Annotated in this window: 14 protein-coding genes; 8 read left to right on the top strand and 6 right to left on the bottom strand. The window is 62.1% G+C overall.

Annotation, left to right across the window (positions count from 1 at the left end):
* Position 1: 1 nt before the first annotated feature.
* The 3 genes from AAIH70_RS26560 to thiD are packed head-to-tail and all read left to right on the top strand — an operon-like array spanning position 2 to position 2185.
* Entirely contained in the window at positions 2-739 is a 738-nt protein-coding gene (locus AAIH70_RS26560) for a hydroxyethylthiazole kinase (protein ID WP_132279921.1), read from the top strand.
* Positions 729-1388, top strand: coding sequence for a thiamine phosphate synthase (thiE, locus tag AAIH70_RS26565; RefSeq protein ID WP_132279924.1), 660 nt, complete (start codon positions 729-731; stop codon positions 1386-1388). Before AAIH70_RS26560 ends, thiE begins: the two co-directional genes overlap by 11 nt.
* Positions 1385-2185: a bifunctional hydroxymethylpyrimidine kinase/phosphomethylpyrimidine kinase gene (thiD, locus tag AAIH70_RS26570; RefSeq protein WP_132279927.1), complete on the top strand. Its 801-nt coding sequence runs from the start codon at positions 1385-1387 to the stop codon at positions 2183-2185. The genes thiE and thiD overlap by 4 nt, the downstream gene beginning before the upstream one ends.
* A gap of 21 nt (positions 2186-2206) precedes the next feature.
* Here the strand turns inward: thiD and AAIH70_RS26575 are convergent, their stop codons facing one another.
* Positions 2207-2608 (bottom strand): ArsR/SmtB family transcription factor, encoded by a 402-nt coding sequence (locus tag AAIH70_RS26575; RefSeq protein ID WP_245519369.1) that lies wholly within the window; start codon positions 2606-2608, stop codon positions 2207-2209.
* Between the two features lie 124 nt (positions 2609-2732).
* On the opposite strand from AAIH70_RS26575, the gene AAIH70_RS26580 reads away from it, so the two are divergent.
* Genes AAIH70_RS26580 through AAIH70_RS26600 form a run of 5 tightly spaced genes read left to right on the top strand, consistent with a single transcriptional unit; the run spans position 2733 to position 7268 of the window.
* Positions 2733-3602, top strand: coding sequence for an ABC transporter substrate-binding protein (locus tag AAIH70_RS26580; RefSeq protein WP_430036706.1), 870 nt, complete (start codon positions 2733-2735; stop codon positions 3600-3602).
* The gene (locus AAIH70_RS26585; protein WP_132279933.1) at positions 3599-4732 is read left to right on the top strand and encodes an LLM class flavin-dependent oxidoreductase; all 1134 of its coding nucleotides are present in this window, start codon (positions 3599-3601) and stop codon (positions 4730-4732) included. The genes AAIH70_RS26580 and AAIH70_RS26585 overlap by 4 nt, the downstream gene beginning before the upstream one ends.
* Positions 4725-5564: an ABC transporter permease subunit gene (locus tag AAIH70_RS26590; RefSeq protein ID WP_245519370.1), complete on the top strand. Its 840-nt coding sequence runs from the start codon at positions 4725-4727 to the stop codon at positions 5562-5564. Before AAIH70_RS26585 ends, AAIH70_RS26590 begins: the two co-directional genes overlap by 8 nt.
* The gene (locus tag AAIH70_RS26595) at positions 5561-6265 is read left to right on the top strand and encodes an ABC transporter ATP-binding protein (protein ID WP_132279936.1); all 705 of its coding nucleotides are present in this window, start codon (positions 5561-5563) and stop codon (positions 6263-6265) included. The genes AAIH70_RS26590 and AAIH70_RS26595 overlap by 4 nt, the downstream gene beginning before the upstream one ends.
* A gap of 49 nt (positions 6266-6314) precedes the next feature.
* Positions 6315-7268 (top strand): aliphatic sulfonate ABC transporter substrate-binding protein, encoded by a 954-nt coding sequence (locus AAIH70_RS26600; RefSeq protein ID WP_132279939.1) that lies wholly within the window; start codon positions 6315-6317, stop codon positions 7266-7268.
* 75 nt (positions 7269-7343) lie between these two features.
* Here the strand turns inward: AAIH70_RS26600 and AAIH70_RS26605 are convergent, their stop codons facing one another.
* From AAIH70_RS26605 to AAIH70_RS26625, 5 genes are all read right to left on the bottom strand, one after another.
* Positions 7344-8069: an SDR family oxidoreductase gene (locus tag AAIH70_RS26605; protein WP_132279942.1), complete on the bottom strand. Its 726-nt coding sequence runs from the start codon at positions 8067-8069 to the stop codon at positions 7344-7346.
* Positions 8070-8099: 30 nt separating this feature from the next.
* Entirely contained in the window at positions 8100-9734 is a 1635-nt protein-coding gene (locus AAIH70_RS26610; protein WP_132279945.1) for an FGGY-family carbohydrate kinase, read from the bottom strand.
* A 72-nt stretch (positions 9735-9806) separates the two neighbouring features.
* A complete protein-coding gene (locus AAIH70_RS26615) occupies positions 9807-10538 on the bottom strand; it encodes an SDR family oxidoreductase (protein ID WP_132279948.1) in 732 nt (243 codons plus the stop codon).
* 41 nt (positions 10539-10579) lie between these two features.
* Positions 10580-11566, bottom strand: a complete 987-nt coding sequence (locus AAIH70_RS26620) for an ABC transporter permease (RefSeq protein ID WP_132279951.1) — start codon at positions 11564-11566, stop codon at positions 10580-10582.
* Positions 11556-13058 carry a sugar ABC transporter ATP-binding protein gene (locus tag AAIH70_RS26625; protein WP_132279954.1) on the bottom strand — a complete coding sequence of 501 codons (1503 nt, stop codon included), beginning with the start codon at positions 13056-13058 and terminating at the stop codon, positions 11556-11558. The genes AAIH70_RS26620 and AAIH70_RS26625 overlap by 11 nt, the downstream gene beginning before the upstream one ends.
* Positions 13059-13098 lie beyond the last annotated feature (40 nt).

Consider the following 13098-nt stretch of genomic DNA (forward strand, 5'->3'; position numbering starts at 1 on the left):
CATGACGCAGACATTCCCGACAGCAGAACAAGCCGCCGACCTACTACAGCGCGTACGCGCGCGGCGCCCGAGGGTGCATTGCCTGATGAACACGGTGGTGCAGAAATTCACCGCCGACGGAATTACCGTGATCGGCGCCATCCCGTCGATGACATCTTCACCGGACGAGATCGCCGATTTCGTATCCAAGGCGGATGTGCTCACCGTCAATCTCGGCACGCTGGATGCCGAACGCCGCAACGTCATCGAACGGGCGGTCGAGATCGCCAATGATGCGGGAAAACCCTGGATCCTCGATCCGGTCCATTGCGACTATTCGCCGTCACGTCTGGCCTTTGCCCGGACGCTGATTGCGCACCGGCCCACCGTCGTTCGCGGCAACAGGGCGGAGATGGCACTGATCGGCGATACCGGCGCCATTCTGAACATCGAGACCGGCGCGGCAGACCGGCTAACGGATGGCAGACGCAGCGTCACCGTGCGCAACGGCCATCGCTGGATGGCGGAAGTCACCGGCACGGGCTGCCTGTCCGGCGGGGTGATTGCCGCCTTCCTGACCGTCGAGCCGGATGCGCTTGCCGCCGCCACCGCGGCACTGGCAGCAACCGGCGTGGCGGCCGAACAGGCTGCCGAACTCGCACGCGGCCCCGGCAGTTTCGGCGTCGCCTTTCTGGACACGCTCTCGGCGCTCACCCCGGAAGCACTGCGCAAGGCTGCAAGGATCGACCATGACCATTGATTACCGACTGAACCCGATCGTCGATGCCGGCCTTGCCGATATCGGCAACCTGCCGGAACTCGCCGCTATCGCCGCAAAAAATGGCGCGACGCTGATCCAGTACCGCGACAAGACCGGCTCGACCGGCGCCATGATCGAGCGCGCCAAGGCCATTCTCGAAGCGCTGCGGGGAACCGGCGTGCCGCTGGTGGTGAACGACCGCGTCGATGTGGCACTGGCGGCCGGCGCAGACGGTGTGCATCTGGGCGCCGACGACATGGATGCCGCAACCGCGCGTCGGCTGCTTGGCCCTGCGGCCATCATCGGCCTCACCGTCAAGACACCTGCCGATGCCGAACGGGCCGGACGGGCGGCGGCAAGCTATGCCTGCATCGGCGGCGTGTTCGAGACGTTGTCGAAGCACAATCCCGATCCGCCGGTCGGGCTGGATGGCTTTCGCCGGCTGCGGGCGCAATTGCGTACACTCGATCCCGGCCTGCCGGTCGGCGCCATCGCCGGTATCGGCCTGCGGCAAGTGCCGGATGTGATCGCCGCCGGTGCCGATGGCGTCGCCGTCATTTCGGCGATCTTTCGCGCACCCGACATTGCCACCGCCTGCCGTGATTTTCGACACGCCGTCGATCACGCCTTGAAGGGAGTGCCGCAATGACAGCCACCGCCATGACGATTGCCGGATCCGACAGCGGCGGTGGCGCCGGCATCCAGGCTGATATCAAGACGTTCTCGGCGCTGGGTGTCTACGCCACCAGTGTGATCACCGCCGTGACCGCGCAAAACACGCTTGGCGTAACCGCGGTGGAGGATATCTCGTCACAGACGATCCGAGCGCAGATCCGGTCGGTGCTTGCCGATATCGATGTGCATGCCATCAAGATCGGCATGGTGTCACGCAGCGAAACCATCCTCGCAATTGCGCAGGAACTGGAAGGCTATCAAGGTCCGGTTGTTCTCGATCCGGTCATGGTCGCGACATCGGGCGACCGGCTGTTGCGCGAGGATGCGATCGAGGCCCTGATCGCCGGCCTCGTGCCGAAGGCGACGATCGTCACGCCAAACCTGCCGGAAGCCGCCCTGCTCACCGCCACGCCCATCGCCGAAACGCGGGCGCAGATGATCCGTCAGGCGGAAATCATCCTGACCGCCGGTGCCGCTTCCGTGCTGATCAAGGGCGGTCATGCCGGCGGCGATGACAGCGTCGATCTTCTTGTCGATCATGCGGGTGTCAGGGAATTTTCGGCACCCCGCGTGGATACGAACAATGACCACGGCACCGGCTGCACGCTGGCAGCGGCAGTGACCGCTGGTCTCGCCAGTGGTATGGCGCTCGGCGATGCGGTGGATCACGCCAAAACCTATCTCCAGCAGGCCCTTATCGAGGGAAAGACCTTGAAAATCGGCGGCGGGCACGGCCCGGTTCATCATTTCCATCAATGGTGGCGCGCATGATGCCCGCCATCTCCCGCAGGATCAACCCATCTCGCCCGGCAGCGTTTCGCCGAACTGCGCACCGCGCCAGATCGCCGAAGCCTGCGGGTTGGCAAACAGAAGACGCAAATGGCCGATGATCTGGCCTGCGCGGGGATCGGCCAGCCGGTAGACGACCGCTTTGGCGGCACGTTCGCCGGCAATGATGCCCGCCTCGCGCAGTTCGCCGATCTGCTGCGACAGGGTCGGCTGGTGCACGTCGAGGATCTTTTCCAGCTCACCCACCGTCCGCGCGCCCTCCATCAGCACGCACAGGATCGACAGGCGAACCGGGTTCGACATCGATTTCATGAAATCGGACGCCTCGCCGATCGCCTGGCATCTAATTTTCGGCACATGCGGCTTGCGATTTCGTTCATCCGCGCCGTTTTGGTCTTTCGTCATTCTGCGTCCTCCAACGCTGGAATATTTTTCTTCCTCATCAGGCAATTTCAGCGTCGCATTTCTCGCCGAGCCTGTTACCTTCATTATATAAATTTATATAACAACATTCAATGAGGTGAACGTTTTGGTTTTGAGGATTGGCCACCACCCCAACAATCTGCACCTTCGGCTGGCGTCTTTATGGCCCGGCGCCTTCGCATCGTTCAAGCCGGAATTCGTCAGTTACGTCGAGGGCCGCGAGACGGCAACACGGCTTCAGGCAGATGAATTCGATATCGGCGGCACCGGCTCCACGCCGCCCATTCTGGCCGCCGCATCCGGCCTGTCGGTTGCCTATGCCGGCGCATCGGCGCCGCGCCCGACGAACGGTGCCATCTTTGTTGCCAAAACCGCCGACATCGAAACCATCGCCGACCTGAAGGGCAAGCCGATCGCCCTGGTGGACGGTTCTTTCCTGACCTATCTCCTCGCCAAGCGCCTTGAAGAGGCGGGGCTCACGCTGAACGATGTCGAGCGCAGGGATATCGCGCCCGTGCCCTCCCGCGAGGCTTTGCAGGAGGGAACGGTTGCCGCCTGGATCGCCATGGCACCGCATCTCGAACAGTCCCTCGTCAGCGGCGAGTTCCGTGTTCTGGCCCATTGCGGCGATCTCATTCCCAATCGCTCGACCTTCTGGACGATCAAGGATCGTGGCCTGTCGGCCGAGACGCTCGACGCCTTCGCAGGCGAGTTGCAACACCTTGGCCAGCAGATCGCTGCTGATCCGGAAAAGGCTGCGGCATTGCTGTCTGTCGATGGCAACGAGGCGGAGCGCCGCGCCTGGACACGCATCGTCTCCGAGCGGAACTGGGACGTGATTACTGCCGATACGCGGCTGTTGCGTGAACAGCAGGCGGAGGCCGACACGCTGTTTGCCCATGGCGACCTCGCCGCCAAACTCACCATCGATACCAATACTGCCGACACGAACAACGGCAAGGAGATCGGACCATGAACGTTCTCTGGTACATGTGCGCTCCCGATGGTGCCTATCCGTGGAAGCCGGAAGGCTCCCGCACCATCGATTACGGTTATTACAAGCAGCTTGCCCAGGCCTATGACCATCTCGGTTATACCGGCGCCCTGTTTGCCACCGGTGCGCACGATGTCTGGCCGCTGGCCGGCGCGTTGCTGCCCTATACGGAACGGATGAAATTCCTGATCGCCTTCCATCCCGGCCTGATTGCCCCGACGCTTCTGGCCAAGATGGCGGCGACGTTTCAGGAATTTTCCAATGGCCGCCTGATGCTGAACGTCGTTTCCGGCGACGCAAAGATGCTCGGCGCCTATGGCATGATGCTCCCCCATGACGAACGTTACGTCATGGCCGATGAATACCTGACCATCTGGCACCGGCTGATGGCGGGGGAAAGCGTCACCCACAAGGGCAAATATTTCCAGACCGAAGGCGCAAAGCTGGCGCTGCCGGCCGGCACCGACATCCAGCCGCCGCCGCTCTGGTTCGGTGGTTCGTCGGACAGCGCCATCGAAGTGGCCGCCAAGCATGTGGAAACCTATCTCTCATGGGGCGAAACGCCGGAGCAGATGGGCGAGAAGGTCAAGCAGGTAAAAGCCCGCGCGGCCGAACATGGCCGCGAACTCACCTATGGCATCCGCCTTTACGTCATCGTCCGCCAGACCGACGCCAAGGCCTGGGAAGCGGCCGCCGATCTCTACGACCAGATGGACGAGACGGCGATTGCCGGCAACAAGCGTTTCGTGTCCAACACGGATTCGATCGGCCAGCAGCGGATGAGCGCCATGCATGGCGGCATCAAGCCGACCAATCTCCGCGACCTCGAAATCGCCCCCAACCTGTGGGCGGGCATCGGCCTCGTGCGCCCCGGCCCCGGCACCGCCATTGTCGGTTCCCCCGACACCGTGATCCGCACGCTGGAGGCCTACCGCAAGGTCGGCGTCGATACGTTCATCCTGTCCGGCATGCCGCTTCTGGAGGAAGCCTATCGTTTCGGCGAACTCGTGCTGCCCAAACTGCCGGTCGAACGGCTGGTGCCGGAACGCAAGCAGTTTACATGGTCGACGCTGTTCGATCGCGATCTGTCCGGGAAACCCGCCAATGGCTGATACCAGCACGGCCGGTCAGACCAACGCGACTAACCCGGTGGCTGGCCCGGCACCGGGCCGACGTAGCGGCCGCAAACTGGCCAACACCGCCATGCGGCTGGCCTCACCGCTTGCCATCATCCTTGTCTGGCAACTCGCCAGCATGACTGGCCTGCTGTCGCCGCGCATCCTTGCCGGGCCAAGCGACATCATCGCGACTGCCGGACGCCTCGTTGCGTCCGGCGAGCTGATCAACGGCCTGATCGTGTCCTTCCTGCGCGTACTGGCAGGTTTCTCGATCGCGCTGATCCTCGGCATTCTTCTGGCCTTGGTCTCGGGCCTGTCGCGGCTGGGTGAAACGATCATCGACCCACCGATCCAGATGCTGAAGGCCATGCCGTTCCTCGGCCTCTTGCCGCTGTTCATCCTGTGGTTCGGCATCGGCGAAGCGCCAAAGATCGGGCTTGTCGCCTTCGGCACCGTCTTTCCGATCTACCTCACCCTGCATGGCGGCATTCGCGGTATCGACAAGAAGTTGATCGAGGCTGGGCAGACGCTGGAGCTCGGCACATTCGGCATCATCCGCCATATCGTCATTCCCGGCGCGCTGCCATCGCTTCTCGTCGGCGTGCGTTATGGCCTCAGTGTCGCGTGGTTGAGCCTTGTCGTCGGCGAACAGATCAACGCCTCCAGCGGCATCGGCTACATCATCACCTATGCCCGCGATTTCCTGCAGACGGACGTTATCGTCGTCTGCCTTCTCGTCTACGCCATCATGGGCCTGCTGACCGATGGTCTGGTGCGCATGATCGAAGCCTATGCGCTGCGCTGGCGCCCGGAGGTGATCGCATGAGCACTCTTGTCGATATCCGCAAACTGCACCGCTCGTTCGGCGGCCCGGCCGTTCTCGATGGCATCGATCTGACCATGGCGCCCGGCGAATTCGTTGCCCTGCTCGGCCGCAGCGGCTCTGGGAAATCCACCCTGCTGCGTGTTCTCGCCGGTCTCGACACCGCACCGGCGCAGAAGCTGGAACTTCCCTCCCGCCGTTCGGTGGTTTTTCAGGAGCCGCGCCTTCTGCCCTGGAAAAGCGTGATCGACAACGTCGCGCTCGGCGTACGCCGCGCGGATGCGCGATCCTTGGCGACGCAGGCGCTGGCTGACGTTGGCCTGTCGCACCGGGTCGATGCCTGGCCGCTGACGCTTTCGGGCGGCGAGGCGCAACGCTCGGCTCTCGCACGGGCTCTGGTTCGCGAACCGGAACTGCTGCTTTTGGACGAACCCTTTGCCGCACTCGACGCCCTTACCCGGCTGCGCATGCATGATCTGGTGTTCGAACTCTGGCGCAAACATCACCCGGCGGTGCTGCTCGTCACCCATGACGTTTGGGAGGCGGTGGCGCTTGCCGACCGTATACTGGTGCTCGACCAGGGTCGTTTCATCAAAGAAATCCGCGTCGATATCGATCACCCGCGCCGCCGCGACGATCCCCGAACCAGCCGTATCGAAGCCGAGCTTCTCAGGGAACTCGGCGTCGAACCCCTTCATGCTTGAACACCCGCATGCCCGAACCCCACGCCAGAATGGCAGATTGGACACATTGATGATCACCAAGCGCACATTCCTTGCAGCCGCGGCCTTCGTCACCGCCGCCGCCACCTTCGCACCCTCCGTTCAGGCCGCCGACGATGTCGTGCGGATCGGCTGGCTGCGCGGTCCCAACGACATCACGCTCGCCAAATCCCGCGGCACGCTGGAAAAGGCGCTGTCCGAAAAGGGCATCAAGGTGGAATGGGCCGGCCCCTTCCCGGCCGCCGCCCCCGCCTTCGAGGCGCTCAATGCCGGCAGCATCGACATCACGGCCGGCAGCTCGACATCGGCAATCGCAGCGCTTTCGGCCAAAATCCCGCTCGTCGTTTTCGCCTACCAGAAGATGGCGCCCGGTTCCGAAGGCATCGTGGTGAAAAAGGATTCCGGCATCGCCTCGATCAAGGACCTCGCCGGCAAGAAGGTCGCGGTCAACCGTGGCGGCACCGGCGAATATCTGCTGATGCAGGGCCTTGAAACCAATGGCGTCGATCCGAAAAGCGTCGAACGCGTTTATCTCAGCCCCAGCGACAGTGGCCCGAGCTTTACCCAGGGCCATGTCGACGCCTGGGCAACCTGGGACCCCTTCCTGACGATCGCGGAAAAAGCCTATGACGGCAAGGTCGTTGCCGATGGTGCTGCCATCAAGTCCGACAATGCCGTGGTTCTGGTCGCAAGCAGCGCCTTCGCCAAGGAAAAGGCCGATCAGCTTCAGCTCGTTTTCGACGTCATCAAGTCGGAAAACGCCTGGGCCGTGGCCAACAAGACGGAAGCCGGCGCCATCTGGGCCAAGGAAATGAACGTTCCGGCAGATCTCGGCGCCAAGATCGGCGAAAACAATGCCGTTCCGACCACCGGCGTTTCGGAAGCCAATGTGAAGCAGATCACCGCCGTGGCCGAATGGTATGCCAAGAGCGGCATCATTCCGGCCCTGCCGGATGTCGCTGCCGGCGTCGTGTCGCTGAAGTAGAACACTGCCCAAGTCTCGATGTTTGCGCCATGCATCCATGGCGCAAACACCGCAGGCAATCGCGACAGCTGCAGATCAGACGGCGAGAAAGCCACCATCCACACTGAGCACAGCGCCATTGACCATCGCCGTATCCGGTGACAGCAGTGTCGCAATCGTGCGCGCCACATCCTCCACTTCCGCGAAACGCCCGATCGGGTGACGCACCATCATGGGGGCCGATTTTGCCGGATCGCTCCAGGCCGCAAGTGCAAGTTCGGTCAGCGTGATGGTCGGCGCGACGGCATTGACGCGAATACCGTGCGGGCCGAACTCCTTGGCCAGAACGCGGGTCGCACCTTCGAGACCGGCTTTCGAGGCAGCATAACAAAGATGCTCGGTAAAACCGCGATGCCCGGCAATCGAGGTAATGTTGACGATGGCGCCGCCCCCCCCGGCAGCCACGCGAGCACGGCCAAATTCTTGGCAGGTGATAAGCGCTGCCCGCAGATTGATGCCCATCACGGCCTCATAACCCGCTTCCGTCATATCGAAGCTCGATTCCAGCACGTTGATGCCGGCGCTGTTGATGAGGAAATCGGCGGTGCCAGCCTGCGCCATCGCCCTGCGTGTAGCAGCCGGATCGGCGAGGTCCACGGCAATCGAGCGGCCACCGATTTCCTCGCGCAGACTGTCCAGATCGGAGACGGTGCGGCTGAGTGCAATGACTTCGGCGCCCCGTTGCGCCATGATCCTGGCACAGGCGCGGCCGATGCCCTTGCCGGCGCCGGTGATGATGACGGATTGTCCTGAAAACTGCATGATGTCCTCCCTGATATGAATGGTGACGCGCTAGTTCGAAACCGCGGTCAGCAATGGTTCGATCTCGTCGCGCATCTCGCGAGCGAGTGTCTGTGTTTTCAAAAATGCCCGGTAACGCGCCTCGTGCAGCGCCCGGACGGCCCCGTCAGCAGGTTCGCTACGCCCCGCAACCGAAGACATGGCGGGCATCGCGGTCTGCAGATCGACGTAGGTTTTGGCGGCCACCGCTGCCAGCATGGCAGAGCCGAGCAGAACCGGCTCCGGGCAGGCCGTGACCTCAACCGGAAGGCCGGTCGCATCGGCAAGGATCTGGCGGGTGAGCGGATGAGTGCCCGCGCCGCCGGACACCGAGATCGTCGAGACGGAAACGCCGTTTTGCGCCTGTGTATCGATGATCTGGCGCAGGCCATAACCGAGGCCGCACAGTCCGGCGACATACAGTGCGACGAGACTTTCGGGGCCATTTTCCATGCCAAGGCCCATCACGACGGCCCGCGCCGACGGATCGGCGAATGGCGCGCGGTTGCCAAGAAATTCCGGCAGGACCTGCATCTGCCCCGCAAGCCGGACAGCACGAGAAGGATGGCTGACGGTCGCCAAGGCTCTTTTGGCCAGCCATTGCGGCAGCCCCAAACCTTCGCCCCTCGCAATCTCCGTCGCCTTTTCCGCATGGGGATGCAGGCTGAGCAACTGGTCGATGGCGGCACCGGCGGCCGATTGTCCACCTTCGTTCAACCACATGCCGGGGACCATCGCAGAAAAATACGGCCCCCAGACGCCCGGTACGAACTTCGGTTCGACTGTCGTTGTCATGGTGCAGGAGGAGGTGCCGAAAACGTAGCCCAGGCAGGCGGAAGCATCCTGCGCGCCACCGCTTGCCGCGACCGTTCCAATGCCACCGGCATGCGCATCGATCAAACCTGCGGCGACGGCGATACCGGGGCGCAAGCCCATGGCTTCGGCGGCATCTGCGCTCAAGCCGTGACCAAGCGCCGTGCCCGGATGGACAATTTTCTCCCCGATCTTGCGAAAACCATCCGCGGCGAGATCCTCAAGGCCAATCGCACGAAAGTAGCTTTCGTCCCAGCGATCCTCGTGGGCGAGATAGGTCCATTTACAGGTGACCGTGCAGGATGAGCGCTCCAGCGCACCGGTGGATTTCCAGGTGAGGAAATCAGTCAGGTCAAAGAAGTTTTCCGCGCTGGCATAAACTTCCGGGCGGTTTTCCTTGAGCCACAGCAGTTTTGGGGTTTCCATCTCCGGCGAAATGACGCCGCCGACATAGGAAAGCACAGCATGGCCCATGGCATTGATGCGTCGCGCCTGATCGAGCGCGCGATGATCCATCCAGACGATAATATCACGCTCCGGATGTGCGGGATCGCCCACGCCACCGGACGCACCCTCAACGACCAGAGAGCAGGTGGCATCGAAACCAATACCGGCAACCGCTGAAGGATCAACGGCCGCATCTGCGACGGCAGCGCGGATGGAGGCGCAGACAGCATCCCAGATCTGGGCACTGGATTGCTCCACATGACCGTGGTCGTCGCGGAAAATGGTGATGTCATGTTTCGCCGATGCCAGCATGGTGCCGGCCGCATCGAAAACGCCGGCGCGCGCCGAGCCCGTACCGACATCGACCCCGATAAAATAACTCATCATACCATCCTCCATTCGGCTGCAATGGTCGCGCCGTGCCTTCAGGCTGCGGCGCGACCGGATATCGAAACGATCTCAGACGCGATCGAAATTGGTCGGCAGGACCAGCATGTCGCGGATCGTGACGTTGCGGTTGCGGGTGAGAATGTATTCGACGGCATCGGCCACTTCGGCCGGTTCGATGATGCTGCCGGATTCCTTGGCCTTGCGCAGGTTCTCTTCCGGCCAATCCGCCAGCAGCGCGGAAAGAACCGGGCCGGGAGACACCTGCGAAACGCGCACGCCGTGCGGGATCATCTGGCGGCGCATGGTCTGCACGAAGCAGGTGATCGCCCATTTGGAACCCGCATAAACCGGCTCCCAATGGGTCGGGTAATGCCCGGCGATCGAGCTGGTGACGATGATATCGCCGGTCTTGCGCTCGCTCATATGCGGCACGACGGCATGAACGTTCTTCATCACGGCATTGATGTTGAGGTTGAGCATGCGGTCGATTTCTTCGGCCGTCGTTTCGGTCAGGTCGCCGCCGATATAGGTGCCGGCATTGCAGTAGAGAATGTCGATATGATCGACCTTCTTGAGGATTTCCGGGATCATCGCGGCGCAGCTGTCGGCATCGAGCAGGTTGGTTACCTGCGGGATCGCCTTGCTCCCGAGCCTGGCGACGAGTTCGTTCAGCGCCTTCTCGTTCCAGTCGACCATGACGACCGTGCAGCCGTTTTCCAAAAGCTTTTCGGTGGTGGCGAGGCCGATGCCGGAAGCGGCACCGGTGATGACGGCAATCTTGCCTTCGAGTGATTGAGCCATGTCTTTCTCCTGTGGCTTTGAAGATGGATTGGTTGGTTGCGTCAGCGCCATTCGCGGGCGATGTAGATGGCAAGCAGGATGATGAAACCGCGGATGATGTCCTGCAGGTATGGATTGATGCCCATCAGGTTCAGGCCGTTGTTGAGAATGCCGAGCAGCACGGCGCCGATCAGCGTACCGAGGATGAGGCCACGGCCACCCGCGATCGCCGTGCCGCCAAGAACCACGGCGGCAATGGCATCCAGTTCGAAACCGACACCGGCATTCGGCTGACCCGACATCAGCCGACCGGTGAGAATGATGGCGGCAAGGCCTGCCGTCAGGCCCGAGATGACATAGACGGCAATCTTGATCCGACCCGTCTTGACGCCTGAAAGTTTGGCCGCCGTCTCGTTGCCGCCGATCGCATAGACATGTCGTCCGAAAGCGGTGCGCTCCAGAAGGACCCAGGCGAGCGCATACACGATCACCATGGCGATGACGGGGACCGGAATGATGCCGATGCGACCGACGCCGAACCAGGAAATCCATGAGGGCAGGCCCGAGATCGGATAACCGCCGGAATAGATGAGGCCGGCACCGCGGGCGATGCCCATCGTGGCAAGCGTGACGATGATCGCCGGCATGCGCCCGAACGAAACCAACAGTCCGTTGAACAGACCAAGCCCGGTGGCAATGCCGACACCGGCCAGAAGACCGGCCCAGCCGGGCAGACCGAAATGCACCATCACCCCGGCCGCCATCGTGCCGGCCAGCGCCATGACCGCGCCGACGGACAGATCGATACCGCCCGTGAGGATGACAAACGTCATGCCGACAGCGAGAATTGCAACGATCGATACCTGCCTCAGAACGTTCAGGATGTTCGATACGGAAAAGAAATTATCCGAAGCAAAGCCCATCAGGACGGAGACGACGATCAGACCCGCCAGTGGCAGAGCCAATGGAGAATGGATCATCGATTTCCAGAACGGTGTGGCGGAGGTTTCCGCCTGCCCGCCGGTAATCGCGTTCGCATCATGCGACATGGTGTGTTCTCCCGGTTGTTGCATGGGTCATGATCTGCTCGGAGGTGATCGCGTCGCCTTCGACGGTCGCGACGATGCCTCCGGAGCGGAAGACGCAGACCCGGTCGGACATGCCGATGACTTCCGGCAGTTCCGACGAAATCATGATGATGGAATAGCCCTTGGCGGTGAAATCGCGCATGAGCTGGTAGATCTCGGTCTTGGCGCCGACATCGATGCCGCGTGTCGGCTCATCGAAGATCAGCACCTTCATGGTGTGGTTGATCCAGCGGGCGATCACGACCTTTTGCTGGTTGCCGCCCGACAAGGTATCGACGCGGGCATGCGGGCTCGGCGCTTTCACGCGCACCTGCTGCATGGCCCTTCGCGTATCATCCAGCTCACGCGTACGGTTAATGAAGAAGTGGCCGAGCAGATACTTGCCATAATTGTTGAGCGAGACGTTGTGCAAGATGGGGAAGCTGGTGATCAGCCCCTGTTCCTTGCGACTTTCCGGCAGAAGGCCGATGCCGGCGGCAAGCGCTTCGGAAGGATCGGCAAAGCGGATCTCGATACCATTCATCCGCAGCTTGCAGCGCGCGGCGGAATAGGCGCCCAGCATGGCCAGCACCGTTTCCGTGCGCCCCGAGCCGACAAGCCCGGCGAAGCCCAGAATTTCCCCCGCTCTCAGGGCGAAGCTGGAAACCGGCCCACCCTTGGCAAGCTGGACCTCCTCAACCTCGAGCACTGTCTTTGCATCGGAAGGAATGTCCGGCTTCGGCGGAAAGCTGTTCTCGATCCGGCGACCGACCATCATTTCGACAAGCCGTGCCTGATCGACCTCGCTGACGACGCAGGAGGCGACATATTCACCATCACGCAAAATGGTGATGCGGTCGCAGATCTCGAAAATCTCTTCGAGGTGATGCGAGATGAAGATGATCGCGACACCCTGGGCGCGCAGGCTGCGCATGACGCGGAACAGGTGTTCCACTTCCGCCGGTGTCAGCGTCGCGGTCGGTTCGTCCAGCACGAGAATACGCGCGTCCAGCGCCAAAGCCTTGGCGATTTCGACAAACTGCTGCTCAGCCACGGAGAGATTGCGGATCGGCACATCGAGAGGGATTTTGATGCCCAGCTGCGTCATGATCTCGGCGGCGCGGCGATGCATCGCCGCGCGTTTTATGAAACCCAGACGGCTGCTGAGTTCTCGCGCCAGAAACATGTTTTCGACGGCGTTAAGATAAGGAACCAGCGAAAACTCCTGAAACACGACGCCGATGCCGGCATCGATGGCTTCGTTGTAATCGCTGAAATGACGAACCTCGCCATCGATCCGGACGTCTCCCTCGCTCGGCTTGATAAGCCCGCACAGGATCTTCATCAGTGTCGATTTGCCGGCGCCGTTTTCGCCGAGAAGCGCATGCACCTCGCCTGCCCGCACCGACAGATCGACGCCATGCAGAACCTCGATCTTGCCAAAGCTCTTCTTGATACCACTCAATTCCAGCATCGCTTCCTCCCATGTTCGAATTGGAAAAGTCGCCCTCGCC

Source organism: Neorhizobium sp. BT27B, from assembly GCF_050455485.1.
Classification (GTDB): Bacteria; Pseudomonadota; Alphaproteobacteria; order Rhizobiales; family Rhizobiaceae; genus Neorhizobium.